The 22,521-nt window shown below is 51.7% G+C and carries 19 protein-coding genes and 1 pseudogene; 7 read left to right on the forward strand and 13 right to left on the reverse strand.

Going from position 1 to position 22,521, the window contains the following annotated elements; translation table 11 throughout:
- Positions 1-147 precede the first annotated feature (147 nt).
- The gene (gene cueP / locus EOS97_RS08645; protein ID WP_000047140.1) at positions 148-687 is read left to right on the forward strand and encodes a copper-binding periplasmic metallochaperone CueP; all 540 of its coding nucleotides are present in this window, start codon (positions 148-150) and stop codon (positions 685-687) included.
- A 371-nt stretch (positions 688-1,058) separates the two neighbouring features.
- Here cueP and EOS97_RS08650 read toward each other — a convergent pair whose 3' ends face one another.
- The 3 genes from EOS97_RS08650 to EOS97_RS27155 form a co-directional block, all read right to left on the reverse strand.
- A complete protein-coding gene (locus tag EOS97_RS08650; protein WP_000533909.1) occupies positions 1,059-1,544 on the reverse strand; it encodes a GNAT family N-acetyltransferase in 486 nt (161 codons plus the stop codon).
- On the reverse strand, positions 1,532-1,819 hold the full coding sequence (locus EOS97_RS08655; protein WP_000965889.1) for a DUF1778 domain-containing protein: 288 nt from the start codon (positions 1,817-1,819) through the stop codon (positions 1,532-1,534). The genes EOS97_RS08650 and EOS97_RS08655 overlap by 13 nt, the downstream gene beginning before the upstream one ends.
- A gap of 205 nt (positions 1,820-2,024) precedes the next feature.
- Positions 2,025-2,969, reverse strand: coding sequence for an HNH endonuclease signature motif containing protein (locus EOS97_RS27155; protein ID WP_001804716.1), 945 nt, complete (start codon positions 2,967-2,969; stop codon positions 2,025-2,027).
- Positions 2,970-3,995: 1,026 nt separating this feature from the next.
- Between EOS97_RS27155 and EOS97_RS08670 the strand changes: the two genes are divergently transcribed.
- Positions 3,996-4,766, forward strand: coding sequence for a DUF3800 domain-containing protein (locus EOS97_RS08670; protein WP_000456879.1), 771 nt, complete (start codon positions 3,996-3,998; stop codon positions 4,764-4,766).
- A 225-nt stretch (positions 4,767-4,991) separates the two neighbouring features.
- Here the strand turns inward: EOS97_RS08670 and EOS97_RS27160 are convergent.
- The 4 genes and pseudogenes from EOS97_RS27160 to EOS97_RS08690 form a co-directional block, all read right to left on the reverse strand.
- A pseudogene (locus EOS97_RS27160) lies at positions 4,992-5,393 on the reverse strand (transposase); the annotation flags it as partial.
- 259 nt (positions 5,394-5,652) lie between these two features.
- Entirely contained in the window at positions 5,653-7,722 is a 2,070-nt protein-coding gene (gene glyS, locus EOS97_RS08680) for a glycine--tRNA ligase subunit beta (RefSeq protein ID WP_001291733.1), read from the reverse strand.
- A gap of 9 nt (positions 7,723-7,731) precedes the next feature.
- Entirely contained in the window at positions 7,732-8,643 is a 912-nt protein-coding gene (gene glyQ / locus EOS97_RS08685; protein ID WP_001168551.1) for a glycine--tRNA ligase subunit alpha, read from the reverse strand.
- Between the two features lie 138 nt (positions 8,644-8,781).
- A complete protein-coding gene (locus EOS97_RS08690; protein WP_000605592.1) occupies positions 8,782-9,084 on the reverse strand; it encodes a YsaB family lipoprotein in 303 nt (100 codons plus the stop codon).
- A gap of 165 nt (positions 9,085-9,249) precedes the next feature.
- Between EOS97_RS08690 and EOS97_RS08700 the strand changes: the two genes are divergently transcribed.
- Positions 9,250-10,245 carry an acyltransferase gene (locus EOS97_RS08700; RefSeq protein ID WP_001182583.1) on the forward strand — a complete coding sequence of 332 codons (996 nt, stop codon included), beginning with the start codon at positions 9,250-9,252 and terminating at the stop codon, positions 10,243-10,245.
- 20 nt (positions 10,246-10,265) lie between these two features.
- Here the strand turns inward: EOS97_RS08700 and EOS97_RS08705 are convergent, their stop codons facing one another.
- From EOS97_RS08705 to xylA, 3 genes are all read right to left on the reverse strand, one after another.
- Positions 10,266-10,619 carry a YiaA/YiaB family protein gene (locus EOS97_RS08705; RefSeq protein WP_000340932.1) on the reverse strand — a complete coding sequence of 118 codons (354 nt, stop codon included), beginning with the start codon at positions 10,617-10,619 and terminating at the stop codon, positions 10,266-10,268.
- A gap of 174 nt (positions 10,620-10,793) precedes the next feature.
- Positions 10,794-12,248, reverse strand: a complete 1,455-nt coding sequence (gene xylB / locus EOS97_RS08710; RefSeq protein WP_000275322.1) for a xylulokinase — start codon at positions 12,246-12,248, stop codon at positions 10,794-10,796.
- 99 nt (positions 12,249-12,347) lie between these two features.
- Entirely contained in the window at positions 12,348-13,670 is a 1,323-nt protein-coding gene (gene xylA / locus EOS97_RS08715; protein ID WP_001149561.1) for a xylose isomerase, read from the reverse strand.
- A gap of 362 nt (positions 13,671-14,032) precedes the next feature.
- Between xylA and xylR the strand changes: the two genes are divergently transcribed.
- Positions 14,033-15,211 (forward strand): D-xylose utilization transcriptional activator XylR, encoded by a 1,179-nt coding sequence (xylR, locus tag EOS97_RS08725; RefSeq protein ID WP_000459824.1) that lies wholly within the window; start codon positions 14,033-14,035, stop codon positions 15,209-15,211.
- Between the two features lie 60 nt (positions 15,212-15,271).
- On the opposite strand, the gene EOS97_RS08730 is transcribed toward xylR, so the two are convergent.
- Positions 15,272-16,096 carry a protein bax gene (locus EOS97_RS08730; protein WP_001575119.1) on the reverse strand — a complete coding sequence of 275 codons (825 nt, stop codon included), beginning with the start codon at positions 16,094-16,096 and terminating at the stop codon, positions 15,272-15,274.
- A gap of 315 nt (positions 16,097-16,411) precedes the next feature.
- On the opposite strand from EOS97_RS08730, the gene EOS97_RS08735 reads away from it, so the two are divergent.
- Positions 16,412-18,439 (forward strand): alpha-amylase, encoded by a 2,028-nt coding sequence (locus EOS97_RS08735; protein ID WP_000761300.1) that lies wholly within the window; start codon positions 16,412-16,414, stop codon positions 18,437-18,439.
- A gap of 173 nt (positions 18,440-18,612) precedes the next feature.
- Entirely contained in the window at positions 18,613-19,863 is a 1,251-nt protein-coding gene (avtA, locus tag EOS97_RS08740; protein ID WP_000144379.1) for a valine--pyruvate transaminase, read from the forward strand.
- Positions 19,864-19,899: 36 nt separating this feature from the next.
- Here the strand turns inward: avtA and EOS97_RS08745 are convergent, their stop codons facing one another.
- Both EOS97_RS08745 and yiaJ read right to left on the reverse strand, forming a co-directional pair.
- Positions 19,900-20,373 (reverse strand): 4Fe-4S dicluster domain-containing protein, encoded by a 474-nt coding sequence (locus tag EOS97_RS08745; RefSeq protein ID WP_001078815.1) that lies wholly within the window; start codon positions 20,371-20,373, stop codon positions 19,900-19,902.
- Between the two features lie 116 nt (positions 20,374-20,489).
- Positions 20,490-21,290 (reverse strand): IclR family transcriptional regulator YiaJ, encoded by an 801-nt coding sequence (gene yiaJ / locus EOS97_RS08750; RefSeq protein ID WP_000081338.1) that lies wholly within the window; start codon positions 21,288-21,290, stop codon positions 20,490-20,492.
- Between the two features lie 229 nt (positions 21,291-21,519).
- Here yiaJ and yiaK point away from each other — a divergent pair, with 229 nt between their 5' ends.
- Positions 21,520-22,518, forward strand: coding sequence for a 3-dehydro-L-gulonate 2-dehydrogenase (gene yiaK, locus EOS97_RS08755; protein ID WP_000861181.1), 999 nt, complete (start codon positions 21,520-21,522; stop codon positions 22,516-22,518).
- Positions 22,519-22,521: the final 3 nt, after the last annotated feature.

Below are 22,521 nucleotides of genomic sequence, written 5' to 3' on the forward strand. Positions count from 1 at the left end.
CCCTGCCTGATGGCGGGGATTTTTTTATTCCAATTCCCCCCTCTCCCCCAGCATAACTTTGCATTACTTTACCCTGCGTCCCTTTGACCTTTCCCTTAGGGGAACCCCTATAGTAGGCAAGGAGATTGTTCACAAGGAATTGAAGTTATGTCGAAATCATCATGGTTATTACTTTTGGGTTTATGCGCCAGCGGCTCCGCGCTTGCGGCATCCGCAGAATCCGCTTTTCTGGCGCAACATGGGCTGGCGGGAAAAACGGTTGAGCAGATCGTGGATACGATTGATCAAACGCCGCAGAGCCGTCCTTTGCCTTACTCCGCGTCGATTACCAGTACCGAGCTCAAATTATCTGACGGAGAGCAGATTTATACGCTGCCGTTAGGCGACAAATTCTATCTCTCTTTTGCGCCCTATGAATGGCGGACACACCCCTGTTTTAACCACAGCCTTTCCGGCTGTCAGGGAGAAATGCCGAATAAACCGTTCACTGTAAAAGTGACAGACAGTAAAGGCGCTGTCATCGTACAAAAAGAGATGCAAAGCTATCGAAACGGATTTATCGGTGTTTGGCTACCGCGCAATATGGAAGGGACGCTGGAAGTAAGCTACAACGGTAAAACGGCGTCACATGCCATTGCCACCAGAGATGACAGCCAGACCTGTCTGACGGAATTACCATTACGTTAAAAAAATGCCCGATAACATAATGGGTTATCGGGCCTATAAAACGCCAACAAGATAAAATTAACAGAGTGCCTTGAGAATGCATAACGCCACAAGAATGGCAGAGGTGGGCTCACTTTGTACTGACCCCAAAAACCTGGACAGATTAACCGAGGCATCAGCGAAAGAGTCCATTTAATACATGGGCTCTTTTTTGTTTCTGGCTATAACTAAATAACATTGTCCGCAATCGGATTATCCATTCCGTTGCTTTCTTGCATCACGCGGATTCCTGTCTCATCAATATTTTGTTCGTCGTATTCTTCCTGAATTTAACCTTAGACGTTCTATCAAATTATCGCTTATAGCGATTTGAACATAACAGTCTTTGCATTCTATTGAGGGAGCCTAAGGAACAATGTTCGCTGCTGAGTTTGTGATGATTTGAAACCATGGTGAATGTAGAAATTTTTGGCTTCTTCGGTAAGTGCATGAACCATGATTGCACGTACACCAATATTCTCGGCAACCCGATAGCAACGAAGCACTGCATCATGAAGTAAATCAGCCCCAAGCCCTTTTCCATGGAATGAGAGATCGACAGCAAGACGGGCAAGTATAATGACAGGGATGGGATCTGGCATGTTACGCCGAAGGTTGCCTGTCGCTTCTGTATGGTTGACGCTACCGGTGGCCAGAGAGTAAAAACCGGCTACTTGCTTCGTGTCTTTCTTGCACACCACAAATGTTCTGGCCGCTCCGAGAGCCTGGTTTTTGAGGCCCTTTTGCTTCAACCAGTCATCGAGCACAGCTTCACCGCTGACGAACTCAGCTACCTGATGAAAAGCGGACAAAGGTTCTGGTGCTGTTACACGTCCCACTGAGGTTTCCTTGCCAGCAGTTTTTCGATAACGGGATCATCTGCGACCGGTGCATCAAGCAGATTAATGAACTCCTCATATTGCTCATCGTTAAAGTTAAATACACGGCGGTCAAGGATCACATTCTCGGCAGCCCGGCAGGCCGTTTCCAGAATGAAATCTGTACGTGACTTGTGAAGGATTTCCGCAGCTGCATCAATGAGCGCCCGCTGCGATTCCTTAGCTCTAAGGTTAAGTTGAACATCTGATTTCATGAGACACCCCTTGTATAGCATTTGCTTTACAAGAATAGCACAACCACCATGTATAGCAAACGATATACATCAAGTCGTCTTTTTTCATTTTTTGAATACTGATGTCCGCTTTGTGCCAGCAGCGGACGTTTGTGACCAGTTAATCATGCCAGCAAGATCTTAACGAAGGCATCCCAGCGGCCTTCGATATTGTCTTTGTTGATAGGGAGCAGCGTTTTGCGCATCGTTATCCCATCAATGGCCGCGAGATCTGCGTCTTTTTTACCAGGTCTGGCGCGAACCAGAGTTTAAGCGTGTGTGGATCGATGGCGCATAGTCCCGCGTCAAAGAGCTTGTGGATATCAGCGCGCAGCAGCAGACCGTTTTTAAAGCTCGCGCCACCTTTGCGAGCGTGGGCTTTAAGGTGCGCGGCTTCACAGCGTACCGCAATGGCATTCGTGTAGACGCAACGGCCACCGCAGTTAAGCATCACATCTTCACGGAATTTCCCCTGATCACGACGGCGACGGCCATAGAACGGTACATCTTCTTTGTGTTCGCGTTCTTCAGCCAGCGACCGTTCGGCTTGCGGTTCTTCAGCCTGGGGTTCTTCGACCACCACGGGTTCAGGTTCGACCGCTTTCGGTTCTTCCCAAGTTCCCAAGAACATGGCAACGCGCTGGGGCATTTTGACACGATTCAAAATCCCAAGGTGCGCTTTTTCCCAGGCCAGGAATTCTTCCAAGCGACTCGCTGGGCAACCATGTTTAAGCGCCGGATGGGGGGATTCCTTTTTGACTGGAGCGGGCGCGGGAGCAGATACAGTCGTGCTGCTACTGCCTGTGCTGTAGCTGCTACGGCCACCCACATGGCGTTTAACCGAATTTCCTTCAACCAGGATTTGCTTGCCCTCGTCGATCTGACGCTGGAAGAACGCCTCAATTTGGGTGTAGTTCAGCTTGAAGTGGCGCATAACTGCGCCACGGAAAGCCAAACGAACTTCTTCGTTACGATTTGGCGGGCAGGCACGGTCAACGCGCTGGGAAGCATAGGTATCATTCCCCCAGGCTTGCGTACCGTAACGGCTAAATATGACCGTCCAGTTTTTCCCCGATTGGCTGCGATAAACCTTACCATCGCAGACGAACACGAACGGAGACGAAATAATAAACCCGTGAACTTCCATAGTCATTTTAATCCACCTCAACCAGCTTTTTTTCCAGTCCACCCCTTCGAGATCGACCTTGCCAACTTATTACTGCCAACAATTGCCGTAAGGATAAATGTAGTGACCTGTATTTGAAATCGGTTCGACCTGCATTTACGATTAGCTGATCGCCCACCCGCAATATCTGCAACTGAAAATCGTGGCTGTTGGGTTCCACAAAACGTTCGATTTCTGGATACTTTGCCAGTCGGCGAGCGGGGCTGATGGGCGCTGGTGCTCTGAGTGCAGTTAGTCATTACAGGAATCAAAGACCAGAAACAACGATGACCGCTGAGTTAATGGAACAACCGCTGGTCACAAATAAAGTGGGTTCGTCAAAATGAAATGCAGGTCGAAGCGTTCGAATGTAGGTTCATTTGTAGTTAATCCGGGTTTGGTCACCCGGATAGATGCAGGTATTGTGGGCAAAAATGACGCGATAAATGCGGGCCTGAGCATTTATAAATGCAGGTCACTACAGTTACTCGCTCAAAGCAGCTTGTAAAATTCTGGCTCCCTAAAAAACAGGCTTGACGCGGGATAACTTTCGTTTTCCAAGCGGCCCCTTATAGGCCGCAGAAAAATCTGGGGTGCCGGCGTAGAACCCCTATTGCGTGATAGCATGTACCTAGAGTTATACGTCAGCGAGACATCTCCTTTACGGCAAGTTGCAGAGATCTTCTTTTCTGATATTACTCACGAATTATTTTTGACCTGTTACGAAGAGAACATTCCTCTGGAAGTAATTGAAAAATTGATTTCGAAGGCAAGAACATCTCTTCCACCAGTGGCGTCAGAACAATAAACAGCCACATAGTGCTGTGCTGCTTGCATATCAACTTTTACTCCTCGCTCATATAAGACCTTCGTCCTGCCCGTCAAGTGCCGTGAGTAGATTGTGCGAGCGTATGGATACACTAGATACCTAAAGGCTCTTGAGTAGACCCACAAACATTGTCTGTCGCTTGGGTTGAGCATAAAATACCCATTTAATTTTATGTGGGTATTTGTATGGAATACGTGGCTTTTGGTGATGAGAGTGGTACGACAGGGAGTGACCGCTGTTATGGCATTGGTTTGCTGTGTGTGCGTAAAGACACGTTACACATCTTCAATGAGCGCGTCCAGAAATTAAAAGATAAGTACGGGATTGTCGGTGAGTTGAAGTGGTCCAAGATTAAGAACAGTGCAGGGCAGGCAAACATCTGCATTGAGCTGCTGGCTATGGTGCTCAAGAACTCGTGCTGCTTCCACTCAATTGTTGTAGTTAAGAACATTTACAACAACTGGCAGACGGACAGGGAGTTGGCTTTTTACCAGACGTACACAATGCTCGTTAAGAACGTTGCTAAGCAGATTAAGAGTGACGTTGAGGTGATCATCGACCAGAAGATTGATAAATACAAAAAGAACGATGAAGTGACAGGTATTGTTGCTAACAACATGCTGGCTAGGGCAGGGATGAAGAAGCTGATTAAGTCTGTGACGATGCACGACTCTAAGCATCATCTTGGATTACAGGTTGTCGACATTCTGACCGGAGCTGTGAATTCTGGGTACTTAAAGTACCTTAATCCTCGGCTAGAACTATCAGTGGCTAAGGAGCTTGCCTTTGAACGTATGGCTGCTCTGCTTGGCTGGGATTTTTTCCATTACGATACATTCCCGAATAAGGATTTTAATATCTGGCATTTCCCGCAAGAAATGCGAGCTATGCCGGGTTCAAAGAGTATTCGACCTGATTACAGCGTTCCATTGGTTAAGCGGGAAGAGCTGTCCTAACCTTGACTTCAAAAATCGATTGTTTATGCATAGGCCGACCAGATTTAAAGGATAGGTGTCAACCGATACTGTAGTAGTGCACTAAATTTGGCCACTGGAACAAATATTTAAATGTCCGCTTCACGCCCTGAGACATTTGCGTGAGCGTATCTACCGACGTTCAGGTTTCCTGATAGCATCCCTGTACAGACCTTGTTAATTTCTTCCTGGATAGCTCTTTAGGCGCTATTCAACCGGGCTGAGTCCGTTAAATTTAAGGCTAATTCGTCGGGTATTGTAGTATCGTATGTAATCCTCAATAGCTATCTTAAGTTCATCAATATCCTTAAATTTACTGGTGTAAAAACTTTCTGATTTTAAAGTCCCGAAAAAACATTCTGCACAGGCATTATCAAGGCAGTTGCCTTTGCGGGACATACTTTGGATGATGCCAAACTCTCGTAACTGATACTGGTACCATCAATGACGGTATTGCCAGCCCTGATCTGAATGAAGAACCGGATTGGTACCCGCATCAAGTCTGGCAAATGCCTTCATGAGTATGTCATCGATCATCGGCATGGTTGGACGTTCTGAAATACTGTAGGGGATAGCTTCGTTATTGAAGAGATCAATAATGGGTGCAATGCACTTTTGATTTATAGTCAGGTGGGGATTTTCTCTGTCTGCCTTTTGGTGAATACCTGAGACAAACAGTCTCAAGCACCCGCAGCTATTCTAACGCCAATATCCGTACCGCCAGCGTTAATGTATTCCTGAAATATTTTTTGCCAATCAATAGAAATAACCGCGTCTATGAGTTACAGAATTATTAGCGAATCGACTGATACTATTTATGTTATAAAAAAACCTGCCCGAAAGCAGGTTTTTTTAATTAACTGAACGCTTATTGTAGTAACGAAATATCCGCAACCTGCAGGAACAGTTCGCGTAGTTTCGACAACAGCGTCAGGCGGTTGATACGGATATCTTTCTCTTCCGCGTTAACCATGACATTTTCGAAGAATTCATCCACCGGCGCGCGCAGAGCAGCCAGCTCAATCAACGCTTCCTGATAACGACCATCGGCAAAGTACGGCTGAAGCTTATCACGCAGCACAACCAGATGTCTGGCCAACTCAATTTCCGCCGCTTCTTTCAGTACGGAGGCGTGGACGATATCGTTCAGCGGCTCAGTGGCTTTCGCCAGGATGTTGGAGACGCGCTTGTTCGCCGCCGCCAGCGCAGAGGCTTCTTCCAGGGTGCGGAAGTGCGATACCGCTTTCATACGAGCATCGAAATCTGCCGGACGGGTCGGACGACGCGCCAGTACCGCCTGGATAGTGTCGACGGTGTAACCTTCATCCTGATACCAGGCGCGGAAACGACCCAGCATAAAGTCGATCACATCATCGACTACGTTGGCATTGGTCAGCTTGTCGCCATACAGACGCGCCGCTTCTTCAGTCAGCGTTTGCAGATCAAGGTTGAGGTTCTTCTCAACAATGATGCGCAGCACGCCCAGCGCGGCACGACGCAGCGCAAACGGGTCTTTGTCGCCTTTCGGATGCTGACCGATACCGAAGATACCCGCCAGAGTATCCATCTTATCGGCGATCGCCAGCGCGCAGGCCACCGGGTTAGACGGCAGGTCATCACCGGCAAAGCGCGGCTGATACTGCTCGTTCAGCGCCACAGCGACATCTTCCGCTTCACCATCGTGACGCGCGTAGTGCATCCCCATCACACCCTGGGTGTCGGTGAACTCGAAGACCATGTTGGTCATCAGGTCGCACTTGGAGAGCAGGCCCGCGCGAGTGGCGTGGTTGACGTCAGCGCCAATCTGACCGGCAATCCAGCCCGCCAGCGCCTGAATACGGTCGGTCTTGTCGCGCAGCGTGCCCAGCTGTTGCTGGAACAGCACGGTTTGCAGACGCGGCAGATGGTCTTCCAGACGTTTTTTACGGTCGGTATTGAAGAAGAATTCAGCATCTGCCAGACGCGGACGCACCACTTTCTCGTTACCGGAGATAATTTGTTGCGGATCCTTCGACTCGATGTTGGCGACGAAGATAAAGTTCGGCAGCAGCTTGCCCGCGTTGTCATAAACCGGGAAATACTTCTGGTCGCCCTTCATGGTGTACACCAGCGCTTCGGCAGGCACGGCGAGGAATTTCTCTTCGAATTTTGCCGTCAATACCACCGGCCATTCCACCAGCGAGGCCACCTCTTCCAGCAGGCTTTCGCTCAGGTCGGCATTACCGCCAATCTTGCGTGCTGCTTCTTCGGCGTCCGCTTTGATTTTGGCTTTACGCGCTTCGTAGTCCGCAATGACTTTACCGCGCTCCAACAGAATTTGCGGGTACTGGTCAGCATTGTCGATAGTGAACTCCGGCTCACCCATAAAGCGATGGCCGCGAATGATGCGGTCAGACTGAATGCCCAGGATGGTCGCCGGAATGACCTTATCGCCCAACAGCAGGGTCACGGTGTGCACCGGACGCACGAAGTGGACGTCAGACGCGCCCCAGCGCATCAGTTTCGGGATCGGTAGTTTCGCCAGCGAGGTGGCTACCATGTTCGGCACCAGCGCTTCGGTACTTTCGCCCTTCACGTGGGCGCGATACAGCAGCCATTCGCCTTTGTCGGTCTTCAGACGCTCGGCCTGATCAACGGTGATCCCGCAGCCGCGCGCCCAGCCTTCTGCCGCTTTGCTCGGTTTGCCTTCGGCGTCGAACGCCTGGGCAATCGCCGGACCGCGTTTTTCGACTTCGCGATCGGGCTGAGATTCAGCAAGATTCGCCACTTTCAGCGCCAGACGGCGCGGGGCGGCAAACCATTCAACGTTACCGTGCGCGAGGCCGGCGTTATCCAGCTCCGCAGTGAAGTTCGCAGCAAAGGACTCAGCCAAACTGCGCAGTGCTTTTGGTGGCAGCTCTTCAGTGCCGATTTCCACCAGAAAAGTTTTCTCAGACATGGCCGCCTCTTACTTGTCTTTGTTGCACATCGGGAAGCCGAGGGCTTCACGGGAAGCATAATAAGCTTCTGCCACTGCTTTGGTCAGGGTGCGAATACGCAAAATGTAGCGCTGACGTTCGGTGACGGAGATAGCTTTACGCGCATCCAGCAGGTTGAAGCTATGGGCGGCTTTCAGAATACGCTCGTAGGCCGGCAGCGGCAGCGGGTTTTCCAGTGCTAGTAGCTGCTGGGCTTCTTTCTCATACTGCTCGAAGCAGGTGAATAAGAAATCCACATCGGCGTATTCAAAGTTATAGGTGGACTGCTCCACTTCGTTTTGATGGAACACGTCACCGTAGGTGGTTTTACCCAGCGGGCCATCGCTCCAGACCAGGTCGTAAACGCTGTCCACGCCCTGGATATACATCGCCAGACGTTCCAGACCGTAGGTGATTTCACCGGTCACCGGCTTGCACTCCAGGCCGCCGACCTGCTGGAAGTAGGTGAACTGCGTCACTTCCATGCCATTCAGCCACACTTCCCAGCCGAGTCCCCAGGCGCCCAGCGTCGGGTTCTCCCAGTTATCTTCCACGAAACGGATGTCGTGAATGGTCGGGTCCATACCCAGCTCTTTCAGAGAACCGAGGTACAGCTCCTGAATGTTGTCCGGAGACGGCTTAATCACTACCTGGAACTGATAGTAGTGCTGTAAGCGGTTCGGGTTTTCGCCGTAGCGGCCATCGGTCGGACGACGAGAAGGCTGCACATAGGCAGTCGCCATCGGCTCTGGCCCCAGCGCGCGCAGGCAGGTCATTGGATGAGAAGTTCCCGCGCCGACTTCCATGTCCAATGGTTGAACAATGGTGCAGCCCTGGCGAGCCCAGTAATCCTGTAAGGTCAGGATCAAGCCCTGGAAGGTCCTGGTATCAAACTTTTGCATATTATTTCGTGCTGGATACGTGTGGATTTAAAGGAAGGAGCCAGTATACCCGCTGGATGCGAGATATACAGTATGAAACCGGTTTGTTTAGCGAAAATTGCCGGATTTCGCGGCATCACACCTCACCAGGCGCGGCTTTTACCGCATAGAAAGATGTAAAAACTGCCCATCTGCATCAAAAGAGCAGACAAAACTCTCTTTACGGAAGGTATTACCACGCATCTCATAGCTCCCCTGAAACTGTTCGAAGCCGGTAACAGCAATTTTCTGTGCGCCAGTGTTGTAACGCTGCGCCGCCTGAGCTTTACACAATGCTTCCATATCCAGCGTGCGTGTTGGGCTCACTTTACTCTGCTGGGCTTTTTGCGTCGGTGGCGGTGTCGCTGTGCATCCCACCAGAGCGATGGCTATCATCACAGTACAGAAATACTTCATTATCATTTTTATTACCGTCTGGTTTGCTGGTCAGTCTTATTATTAAGGTTTGTGGGTAACAGAAACATTGTGCGAATCTCCTTACGCCATCACAAGATGTAGCGTAGAAAGTCGGATTTTTCCAGTGAGCCACCGCGCTGGAACTCTATTCAAACGGAAGCTGAGGAACTGATGCAGCCTAAAATTAACTGGATTGATAACCTGCGAGGGATCGCCTGTTTAATGGTAGTGATGATCCATACTACAACGTGGTACATCACCAACGCCCACAGCGTCAGCCCGCTAAACTGGGATATTGCGAATGTCCTGAATTCGGCTTCGCGCGTTAGCGTTCCCCTGTTTTTTATGATTTCAGGCTATCTTTTTTTTGGCGAGCGCTGCGCGCAACCGCGGCATTTTTTACGTATCGCCCTGTGCCTTATCTTTTACAGCGTTGTCGCCCTGGCTTACATTTCACTTTTTACTTCGATCAACGTCGAGCTTTCGCTAAAAAATGTGCTGCAAAAACCCGTGTTTTACCACCTGTGGTTTTTCTTTGCGATTGCGGTGATCTACCTGGTATCGCCATTAATCCAGGTAAAAAACGTGAGCGGCAAAATGCTCCTGATGCTGATGGTGATCATTGGTATTATTGCTAACCCAAATACTGTGCCGCAAAAAATCGGCGGCGTTGAATGGTTGCCCATCAATCTGTATATCAGCGGCGACACGTTCTACTACATTCTCTACGGTATCCTGGGCCGCGCCATTGGAATGATGGAGACGCAAAAGTCATCGCTGACGCTTATCTGCACTGCCCTGTTCATCATCGCGGTATTTGTTATTTCTCGCGGCACATTGCATGAATTACGCTGGCGCGGAAATTTTGCCGATACCTGGTATCTGTATTGCGGTCCCATGGTGTTTATTTGCGCTGTCTCACTGTTCACGGTAGTTAAAAATAAGCTGAATGCGCGGACGTTACCTGGACTGGGGCTTATCTCCCGCCACTCGTTGGGTATTTATGGTTTCCACGCGCTGATTATCCATGCGCTACGTACTAATGGTCTGGAGTTAAAGCGTTGGCCGCCGTTAGACATCGTGTGGGTTTTTGCCGCGACGGTGACAGGAAGCCTGCTACTTTCCATGCTGTTACAGCGTATTGATAAACGGAAATGGGTTAGCTAAACGAATGATGGCTCCGGCCATCATTCATCATCACTGTAGGAAGCGTAAAGATCGGTTCCATATATACTGACCCCCAGCGCCACCAGACACAGTATTTTCAGCGCGCCCGCCAGCGCCAGGTTAAATACGCCGACCGCGACCATGCCGATGCCAAGCAACAGCAAAGATTTGCAACGAGAAAGCAAGCGGTCATTCCCCGTGTGTTCCTGGCGAATTAAGACTGGAAAACCGCACATGACGATTGCCGCAAAAAAATATCCCTTTTCGCTTAATGTATGACAGCCTGGCCACAGTCCCACCAGGTATACCACTGCACCGACAACTAACATTCCCAGGCCGAATATCCGTTTCCTGCGTGCAACGTGATCGTCCATCTCACTCTCCTTGTGGTTGTGTGAGACACATTAAGCGAAGAAATAGCGATGAAAAAGGCGCCTGCTCAGCAATAATATAAAAATCAGAAAACACACATACTTACTTCGATATAATTCAATAGAATCAATATTTACGGGAAATGCCTTTCAGCCAAAACCGAAAGGCATTCTGACTTAGGACATCAACGGCAACAGCTGCTGATAGAGTCGACGGAAGGTTTCACGACGTTGTTGATAAACCGCATGACGCTGCGCATCAGGATAATGCGCCTGCTCCAGCGGCAACTGCGGCAATACATCGGCGAGCGGAGTCTGTTTATTCACCGCAATTTGCGCCAGACGCGCCGCGCCCAGCGCTGGCCCCACATCGCCGCCAGTACGATAATCAAGCTGTAGCCCGCTAATATCAGATAGCATCTGACGCCAGTATTCGCTGCGCGCCCCGCCGCCGATAAGCGTCACGCTGGCGGGTTTGACGCCGCAGGCGTGAACCACATCCATGCCATCCGCCAGAGCATATCCCACGCCTTCCAGTACCGCCCGCGCCAGTTCCGCCGGGCCATGCTGATGGGTTAAACCAAAGAAAACGCCTTTTGCCTGCGGATTATTGTGCGGCGTGCGCTCGCCGGACAGGTACGGCAAAAACCAGATCGGATCGGTATGCTCATCCGCCAGCTGCGCGGCGGCAATCAGTGTCGGGACGTTCTTCTGCCCGGTGAGTTTAGCCGCCCAGTCCAGACAAGAGGCGGCGCTCAACATTACAGACATTAAATGCCAGCGTTCCGGCAGCGCATGGCAAAAACTGTGTACTGCGCTCTCCGGTTTACTCAGAAAGCCGTCGCTGACGGCAAAATAGACGCCCGATGTTCCGAGTGAGAGCATCGCCTGTCCGGCATCGATCATTCCTACGCCGACCGCGCCAGCCGCATTGTCGCCGCCGCCCGCCACCACAGGTACTGCTGGCATTCCCCATGCGCTGGCTACCTCTGGCAGCAACGTTCCGGTAATGTCACTACCTTCAAATAACGCTGGCATCTGCTGTCGGGTTAAATGACAGGCGTTGAGCATAACGTCGCTCCAGTCGCGCTTTTTCACGTCCAGCCACATCGTTCCCGCCGCATCCGACATATCGCTGGCAAAGACGCCCGTCATTCGCAGCCGCAGAAAATCTTTCGGCAGCAGAACTTTGTCTATCTGGCGGAAAATATCCGGTTCGTGGCGCTGCACCCAGACTAATTTGGGCGCGGTAAAACCGGGCATCATCAGATTACCGGTTATCGCACGCGACTGCGGCACCTGTTTTTCCAGCCAGGCGCACTCTTCGCTACAGCGTCCGTCATTCCATAAAATCGCTGGACGCAGCACCTGCTGACGGCTATCAAGCAATGTCGCGCCATGCATTTGTCCGGCGATGCCCAACGCCCGGACGCCACTTAACGACTGTTGCCGACCTAAACCTTTAACCGCACGATCCGTCGCCTGCCACCACTGCTCTGGTTCCTGTTCCGACCATAAGGGATGCGGACGCGATACGGTCAGTTTTTCAGTATGCGTAGCCAGCACATCGCCCTGCTCATTCAACAGGATAGCTTTTACACCCGATGTACCAAGATCGATCCCGATATACATAGTGTGGGTTCCTTTACTGAAAGCGCCCGGCAGCGCTACGCTTACCGGGCTAATCACGACTACAGGCCGGGCTAACGCGGAGTCGCCCGGTAGATAGGGTTATTTATCAAACAGATAACGGTTAACCAGATTTTCTAACAGCTCCTGATGACCGCTTTGATGTACTGGCGCCAGATTATGCTGCTCCGCATACTGCGCCAGTTCGCCTAAGGAGAGTTGTCCTTTCAGAATCTGCTGCCCCAGCTCGCCATTCCAGCCGGCATAGCGCTTCGCTACGCGTTTATCCAGCTCGCCGTCTTCAACCATACGCGCAGCGATTTTCAGCGACAACGCCATCGTATCCATCGCGCCGATATGACCGTAGAACAGATCGTATTTATCGGTGCTCTGGCGACGAACTTTGGCGTCGAAGTTGAGACCGCCCGTCGTGAATCCGCCCGCTTTCAGGATTTCGTACATCACCAGCGCGTTCTCTTCAACGCTAATCGGGAACTGATCGGTATCCCAGCCCAGTTGCGCATCGCCGCGGTTGGCGTCAACGGAGCCAAAAATACCCAGCGCGATAGCGGTCGCGATTTCATGGTGGAACGAATGGCCCGCCAGCGTCGCGTGGTTCGCCTCAATGTTCACTTTGATCTCTTTTTCCAGGCCGAACTGTTTGAGGAAGCCATAGACCGTTGCAACGTCATAATCATACTGATGTTTTGTCGGTTCCTGCGGTTTCGGTTCAATCAGCAGCGTGCCCTGGAAACCCATTTTATGTTTGTGCTCGACCACCATTTGCATAAAGCGGCCAATCTGTTCGCGTTCCTGGCGCAGATCGGTATTCAGCAACGTTTCATAACCTTCGCGCCCGCCCCACAGGACGTAATTTTCGCCGCCCAGTTTATGCGTGGCGTTCATTGCCGTAACCACTTGCGTCGCTGCCCAGCTAAAGACTTCCGGGTCCGGGTTAGTGGCGGCGCCTGCGCCATAGCGCGGGTTGGTAAAGCAGTTCGCCGTTCCCCACAGCAGTTTTACGCCGCTCTGCTCCTGTTTCGCCGCCAGCACATCCACCATCTGCGCGAAGTTGTTTTTATATTCTTTCAACGACGCGCCTTCCGGCGACACATCCACGTCATGGAAGCAATAAAAAGGCACATTCAGTTTGTGGAAAAATTCAAACGCCACGTCCGCTTTGCGTTTCGCCAGCTCCAGCGCTTCGCCCGGTTGCTGCCACGGACGATTAAACGCGCCTACACCAAACATATCCGCGCCGTTCCAGCAGAAGGTATGCCAGTAACAGGCCGCGAAACGCAGGTGATCTTCCATACGTTTACCTAAAACCAGCTCGTCGGGATTGTAATGACGAAATGCCAGCGGGTTAGTCGATTGAGGGCCTTCATAGCGAACACGATCGAGTTGGTCAAAATAAGCCTGCATAGTGAGCTCCATAATCAGATAAGACGGCAAGTAAACGACATAACGTCATACTGGAATTTCCTGATTTATTGCTCAATTACGTTATTTCACACCGCTATTAAGAGAATCCCCAAATGTGCTCTGGCTCTCAAAAAAACGCTGAAAACCACAGAAGAAAAAAGCGATCGCGATCGAATCCTGGCAAATAAACAAAAAACCGTAATATATAGATAAGAAATGACAATTGTCATCCGCCGTTTGCTGTGATGAATTTCGCATAACGTTTCAGGCGCAAAATAATTTGTCATCATTCGCCAGACCGTTATGTCAGCCGTTTTGATAGTATCCATGAGTCCAGGTTCACTTTTGCAGGATATATCCTCATGTTTGATAAACGTCACCGCATCACTCTGTTATTTAACGCGAATAAAGCCTATGACCGTCAGGTAGTGGAGGGGGTGGGTGAATATTTACAAGCCTCGCAATCCGAATGGGATATATTTATTGAGGAAGATTTCCGTGCCCGTATCGATAACATTAAAGAGTGGTTAGGCGACGGCGTTATTGCCGATTACGATGATGACGATATCGCGCAATTATTAGCCGATGTCGACGTACCCATTGTCGGGGTCGGCGGTTCTTACCATCTTGCTGAAAATTATCCCGCCGTTCATTACATCGCCACCGATAATCATGCGCTCGTTGAAAGCGCTTTCCTGCATTTAAAAGAAAAAGGCGTTAACCGCTTCGCGTTTTACGGTTTGCCCGACTCCAGCCGCAAACATTGGGCGGCGGAACGGGAATACGCCTTTCGCCAGCTGGTCGCCGAGGAAAAATACCGCGGCGTAGTCTATCAGGGGCTGGAAACCGCGCCGGAAAACTGGCAGCACGCGCAAAATCGCCTCGCCGACTGGCTTCAGACGCTGCCGCCGCAAACCGGCATCATTGCCGTAACGGATGCCCGCGCCCGTCACGTATTGCAGGCCTGTGAACACCTGCATATTCCGGTGCCGGAAAAACTTTGCGTTATCGGTATTGATAACGAAGAGTTAACCCGTTACCTGTCGCGCGTCGCGCTTTCCTCCGTCGCGCAGGGGGCGCGGCAAATGGGCTATCAGGCGGCGAAACTGCTGCACCGTTTGCTGGCGCGCGAAGAGATGCCGTTACAGCGCATTCTGGTGCCGCCGGTGCGCGTCATTGCGCGCCGCTCGACAGACTATCGCTCCCTGACCGATCCGGCGGTTATCCAGGCGATGCACTTTATTCGTAACCATGCCTGTAAGGGCATTAAAGTCGAGCAGGTGCTGGACGCGGTTGGGATTTCACGTTCAAACCTGGAAAAACGTTTTAAGGAAGAAGTTGGCGAGACGATACATGCGCTGATCCACGCCGAAAAGCTGGAAAAAGCGCGTAGTTTGTTGATTTCTACTACGTTGGCGATAAACGAAATTTCGCAAATGTGCGGCTACCCGTCACTGCAATATTTCTATTCGGTGTTTAAAAAGGAATACGTCACTACGCCTAAGGAGTATCGCGACCAGCATAGTGAAGCGTTGTTATAGTTTATCCAGCCTACAGACGCCTTGTAAGCCGGATAGCGTAGCGCCATCCGGCACACAGAATTACATATGCGCGGCGATCAGACGCTGGTTGTCCTGGTACATCGCGAACAAGTAGTTGTTATAGCGCGACCCCTGGGTAGAGTAACCCTTCAGCTTATGAATCATCGCCGTGGCGGTGACTTCCTGATCCGCCTTACGCAGTTGGGCGCGCGACTTGCGGAAAGAAGAATAAGCCGGATGCGTGTTCAGGTTGGCGACATACGCGCTCACCGACTCCTCAACCGACGCGAATTGCGAGTAACCTTTCACCTTACCCGGCGTATTGGTACAACGCCCTTTCGTGCACTTCATGCCGAACAGGTTATTGTTACTACGCGCCAGTTTAGAGGTTCCCCAGCCGCTTTCCGCCGCCGCCATCGTCGCCACCATGCTGGTTGGGATAATGTCGACGCGCTCCAGCAACGTATTCCACGGAATACGACGCGTGTTGCCGGACCAGCTCACTTTATAGCGCTTCGCGATATCTTTCATACGCGCGCGTTCAGACGGCGACCAGCGGTTCTGGTACTGTTTTGAGATCAGCCAATTACGGTCCGCGGTAATCGCGGCATTTTGGCTAGTGATGTAAGGCATAACGGTCCGGAGAAACGCTTTTTTTCTGGGGGTTCCGGAAGGGTATTTTCGCAAATCAGGAAGTGAACTGCTCTTTGCACTATTGCGAGAATACTCTTGTTTACTGCTAACCTGTTTATAACTTGTCTCAGTTATGTGGGACTTTTGACTCGTTTGTGTTGCGTGCGTCTTTGCCAGCACCTCACCCGAAAATGCGATGGTGAGTAACATAAGAATCATTGCCCCATATCGTCGCATGGGAGTCAATATCATTAGGTCTCCTGGTCGGATTGATACATTCCAACACCTTTTATTTTTCACGAAGTTAAGGTTTGAACCCCAAATTCTAGCAAAAATAGGCTTAAAAAGCACCTCAGGGAATAGTCTTAATCCGAAACTATGTCAACTATTAACGATAACAGGCAGCAATAATGCCAATAAAATGTGGTGCTTATCGCAAATAGAGGCGTTTTTTTGCGCCTCGTCGCTCACCCTCGCGCCTCCTCCTGCGCGACTCTCTGCTGGGGAGGAGTTCATTCGCCTAAAAACCAGGCAAGCTGATGAATATTGCCCACAAAGGATAGCGTGATGAAACTTGCCGCCTTCGCTCTGACGCTGATACCCGGTATCGCGATCGCCTCATCATGGACCTCACCCGGTTTTCCGACGTTCTCGACGCAGGAAACCGGGCGCTTTACCAGCCATGCTGCATTAACAAAAGGTACACGCGCGTTAACGCTCCATATTGACCAGCAGTGCTGGCAGCCCTCCGGCGCCATAAAACTCAACCAGATGTTGTCGTTAAAACCCTGCGAAGGCGCGCCGCCGCAATGGCGTTTGTTTAAAGATGGCGACTATACAATAACGGTAGATACCCGCTCCGGTACGCCGACCCTGCTGTTATCGATAAAAACTGAACCTGAACGCACCGCGCAGCTCGCCCGTCAGTGTCCCGTCTGGGATGGTTCGCCGCTCACGCTGGATGTTCGCCAGACCTTTCCGGAAGGGACGGTAGTGCGCGATTATTACAGTGGTCAAACCGATACCGTCCAAAACGGGCAAATCACGCTGCAACCTGCCGACAGCCACGGGCTTTTATTGCTGGAACGCGCGGAAACCCATGCATCAGCGCCTTTTAACTGGCGCAACGCCACCGTTTATTTTGTGCTTACGGATCGCTTTCGCAATGGCGATGCAACCAACGACCACAGCTATGGTCGCCATAAGGATGGTATGCAAGAGATTGGCACTTTCCACGGCGGCGATTTGCGCGGGTTGACGAGTCAACTGGACTATCTACAGCAATTAGGCGTGAACGCCTTGTGGATAAGCTCGCCGTTTGAACAGATCCACGGCTGGGTCGGCGGCGGAACAAAAGGCGATTTTCCTCATTACGCCTATCACGGCTATTACACTCAGGACTGGACGACGCTGGATGCCAATATGGGCAGCGAAGCCGATCTCCGCGCGCTGGTCGACGGCGCGCACCAGCGCGGCATCCGTATTTTATTTGACGTAGTAATGAATCATGCCGGTTACGCCACGCTGGCGGATATGCAGGAGTATCAGTTCGGCGCGCTCTATTTATCCGGCGCGGAACGGCAAAAAATTCTCGGCGATCGCTGGACAAACTGGCGACCCGCCGCCGGACAAAGCTGGCACAGCTTTAACGACTACATCAACTTCAGCGACAGCGCCGCCTGGGAAAAATGGTGGGGGAAAAAGTGGATTCGTACCGATATTGGCGACTACGACAGTCCGGGATTTGACGATTTAACCCTGTCGCTGGCCTTCCTGCCGGATATAAAAACGGAATCTACCACGCCTTCCGGCCTACCCGTGTTCTATGCCAACAAACCCGATACTAAAGCAAAGTTCATTGAGGGCTATACGCCACGGGATTATCTGACTCACTGGTTAAGCCAGTGGGTGCATGATTACGGCATTGACGGGTTCCGGGTCGATACGGCCAAAAACGTTGAGCTTCCTGCCTGGCAACAGCTAAAAACCCAGGCCAGCGCGGCGTTACATGAATGGAAGCAGGCCAATCCGGACAAAGCGCTGGATGATAGCCCGTTCTGGATGACTGGCGAAGCGTGGGGCCACGGCGTCATGAAAAGTGATTATTATCGCTATGGTTTCGACGCGATGATCAATTTTGATTATCAGGAGCAGGCGGCGAAAGCGGTCGATTGCCTGGCGGAAATGGGGCCAGTCTGGCAGCAGATGGCGGATAAAATGCAGGATTTCAACGTATTAAGTTACCTCTCCTCGCATGATACGCGCCTTTTCCGTGAGGGCGGTGATAAGGCGGCGGAACTGCTGCTGCTTTCACCGGGCGCGGTGCAGATCTTTTACGGCGATGAATCCGCTCGTCCCTTCGGCCCCACCGGCTCCGACCCGCTGCAAGGCACCCGTTCAGATATGAACTGGCAGGACGTGAGCGGAAAGTCAGCCGCAGCCGTCGCGCACTGGCAGCATATTAGCCAGTTCCGCGCCAAACATCCCGCCATCGGCGCAGGCCAACAAACCACGCTGACGCTAAAACACGGGTACGGCTTTGTACGCCAGTACGGCGACGATACGGTGATGGTCGTCTGGGCGGGCCGCCGCTAATCGTGGCGCTACCGGTCTCCTCGCGTACCGGTAGCCCCTTCAAAATAAAAAACTAACCTGATAAAAATTTGTAGCATAAAACATCAATACCACCGCCTGACCCCCATTTGCGCCCCGCCATTTGTAGCGTTATGGTTATCCACTTTGACAGACAGTTCGATAGATCACCCGTTATGACATTTTCACTTTTCGGCGATAAATTTACCCGCCATTCAGGCATTACCCGCCTGATGGAGGATCTCAACGACGGCTTACGCACGCCAGGAGCCATCATGCTTGGCGGCGGTAACCCGGCACACATCCCTGCAATGCAGGATTATTTCCAGACGCTACTGACAGATATGGTAGAAAGCGGCAAAGCCGCTGATGCGCTTTGTAATTATGACGGTCCCCAGGGAAAAACGGCGCTACTGAATGCACTGGCCGTACTGCTACGTGAAACGCTGGGATGGGATATCGAACCACAGAATATTGCGCTGACAAATGGCAGTCAGAGCGCGTTTTTCTACTTATTTAATCTCTTCGCCGGACGTCGCGCCGACGGCAGTACGAAAAAGGTACTATTCCCGCTTGCGCCGGAATACATCGGCTATGCGGATTCCGGTCTGGAAGACGACCTCTTCGTTTCGGCGCGCCCGAATATTGAGCTGCTGCCGGAAGGCCAGTTTAAGTATCACGTCGATTTTGAGCATCTGCACATCGGCGAAGAAACGGGGATGATTTGCGTCTCGCGCCCGACCAACCCAACCGGTAACGTTATCACCGACGAAGAGCTGATGAAGCTGGACAGACTGGCGAATCAGCACAACATCCCACTGGTGATTGATAACGCTTACGGCGTACCGTTTCCGGGCATTATCTTTAGCGAGGCGCGCCCGCTGTGGAACCCCAATATTATCCTATGCATGAGCCTCTCGAAGCTGGGGCTGCCCGGTTCCCGCTGCGGGATTATCATCGCCAATGATAAGACGATTTCCGCCATTGCCAACATGAACGGCATCATCAGCCTTGCGCCCGGGGGCATGGGCCCGGCGATGATGTGCGAAATGATTAAGCGTAACGATCTGCTGCGGCTGTCGGAAACGGTTATCAAACCTTTCTACTATCAGCGCGTTCAACAGACGATCGCGATCATTCGTCGCTATTTATCCGAAGAACGCTGCCTGATTCATAAACCGGAAGGCGCAATATTTTTGTGGCTGTGGTTTAAAGATCTGCCGATTACCACCGAGCTACTCTATCAGCGCTTGAAAGCGCGCGGCGTGCTGATGGTGCCAGGCCACTATTTCTTTCCCGGACTGGATAAACCCTGGCCGCACACACACCAGTGTATGCGGATGAACTACGTGCCTGAACCGGACAAAATCGAGGCGGGCGTAAAAATTCTGGCAGAAGAGATAGAACGCGCCTGGCGTGAAGGCTGACGGTTATTCCGGCCATCATGCAGGCCGGAACGACATTCAGAAAGGTTGAGAATAGAGGCGCTGGCGCTGCACGTGTGCTGCGTCAACGCACTGTAACGCACTGGTCGGGCAGGCTTCCACGCACGCCAGCCCCGCTTCCCGATGCCAGCAAAGATCGCATTTAATCGCCTGCGCGCCTGACGCGGACGCCACCACGGTCATCGCACCAAATGGGCAAGCCAGCATACAGCTTTTACAACCAATGCAGCGCGATGGCGTCACGAAGATATGCCCCCGATCACGGCGAATCGCCTGTACCGGGCAGACATTCGCGCACGGCGCGTCCTCACACTGATGGCAGACCGTGGCCGTGGTGAAGCTATCCTCTTTTATCACCCGGATACGCGGCACAAAGTCCGCCGTCGTCACCGCCGCGCTATTCTGCTGTTCCTGGTGCGACACCACGCAGGCGACCTCGCAGGTACGACACCCGATACACGCCGACGCATCCGCCATAATAAACCGGTTCATTGTTCTCCCCCTGCGTTAAAACGCCAGAATGCCAGAGAGCCATTCCCCGCCGCTTTGATCCCACTACGCAAACGGACAAATTTTGTCAGATGCCTGATAAAACCTGGCGAGCTGTCTTATTCGCGAACGGTAAATCCCAGCTCATTAGAGATAGCCTGTGCGGTTTCACGCAACGGTTTGAGCAGATTTTTCTCGCCGATCTGTTTTAGCCGTGACGTCGACAGTGAAATAGAAATGGCGTAAGGCACTCGATGGTGAATATCAAACACAGGCACAGCAATACAGGAAACGCCCAGTTCATTTTCTTCGCGATCCATCGCCATGCTGGTTTCACGAATTTGCGCCAGCTCATCGTACATTGCTGGTAAATCGGTAATGGTATTACGAGTCAGCGGCTGGATCTGATCTTTATGGCTTTCCCAGTAAGACGCCACATAATCCGGCTGACCAAACGCCATATAAATTTTCCCCATCGCCGAGCAGTACAGCGGCATATGCTGGCCAATGTAGGCGCGCGTGCGCAGCATACCGGTGGTCGGTTCCAGCTTATAAATCAGGATAGCGTGGTCATCTTCACGGCTGGAAAAATTCACCGTCTCGCCGGTGGCCAGGTTGAGCGCCTCAAGGTGCGGTGCCGCAACGTGGATGATATTCAGCGATGACAGGGCTTTTTGGCCGACGGCAATAAACTTTGTCGTCAGACGGTAGCTTCCGGCCGCCGGCGCTGGCGTCACGTATCCGCAGGATTGAAGCCCCTGCAACAAACGATGGACGGTACTCTTGTTCAACCCCGCCAGCTCCGACAGGTGCGCCAGTGGGCAACCGTTCGGGTAGTTACTCAAAATTTCTATCAACATCAGGCCACGAAACAGGCTCTGACTCCCCGCAGGCTTCTCTTTATCGTTGTTCTGGCTCATCAGAAAACTCTCTCCTTTCTTGGGCGATCAGATGGTAGCTCAAAGTGTGTTGCAGTTCACGATATCAGCATAAAAAACATAAACCGATGATTTTAATCGTTTTTAAAAACCTTCTCTGGCGTTGCCATGTCAATTTTTGATCTATATATTTGGAACCACATTTCGCATTATGAAATTTATCGACAAAAAAACACACTAAAATTTCTGACAATCGACCAGGAGAACAGGGATGAAAGTAGCTTTCGAAGAGTTAAAAGGGGCCTTCTACCGCGTCTTGCGGTCGCGGAATATTGCGGAAGATACCGCCGACGCCTGCGCGGAAATGTTCGCTCGCACCACTGAGTCCGGTGTCTATTCCCACGGCGTGAACCGCTTTCCCCGCTTCATTCAGCAACTGGATAACGGCGACATTATTCCTGATGCTAAACCGCAGCGGGTTACCAGCCTCGGCGCCATCGAACAGTGGGATGCTCAGCGCGCTATCGGCAACCTGACGGCGAAAAAGATGATGGACCGGGCCATCGAGCTGGCTTCCGATCATGGTATTGGCCTAGTGGCGTTACGTAATGCTAACCACTGGATGCGCGGCGGCAGCTACGGCTGGCAGGCGGCGGAAAAAGGCTATATCGGCATTTGCTGGACCAACTCCATCGCCGTCATGCCGCCGTGGGGGGCGAAAGAGTGCCGTATCGGTACCAATCCGTTGATCGTCGCCATCCCGTCTACGCCGATCACGATGGTAGATATGTCGATGTCGATGTTCTCTTACGGCATGCTGGAGGTTAACCGCCTGGCCGGCCGCGAGCTTCCTGTTGACGGTGGATTTGACGATGAAGGTAATTTGACCAAAGAACCGGGCGTTATCGAGAAAAATCGCCGCATTTTACCAATGGGTTACTGGAAAGGCTCTGGTCTGTCGATTGTGCTGGACATGATTGCCACCCTGCTTTCCAACGGTTCTTCCGTTGCCGAAGTGACCCAGGAAAACAGCGATGAGTATGGCGTTTCGCAGATCTTCATCGCCATAGAAGTGGATAAGCTGATCGATGGCGCAACCCGCGATGCCAAACTGCAGCGGATTATGGATTTCATCACCACTGCTGAACGTGCTGACGACAACGTCGCGATTCGGCTGCCCGGCCACGAATTTACCAAACTGCTGGATGACAACCGCCGTCACGGTATCACCATTGACGACAGCGTCTGGGCCAAAATTCAGGCGCTGTAAGGA

Source organism: Salmonella sp. SSDFZ54 (genome assembly GCF_004010735.1).
Lineage (GTDB): Bacteria > Pseudomonadota > Gammaproteobacteria > Enterobacterales > Enterobacteriaceae > Salmonella > Salmonella enterica.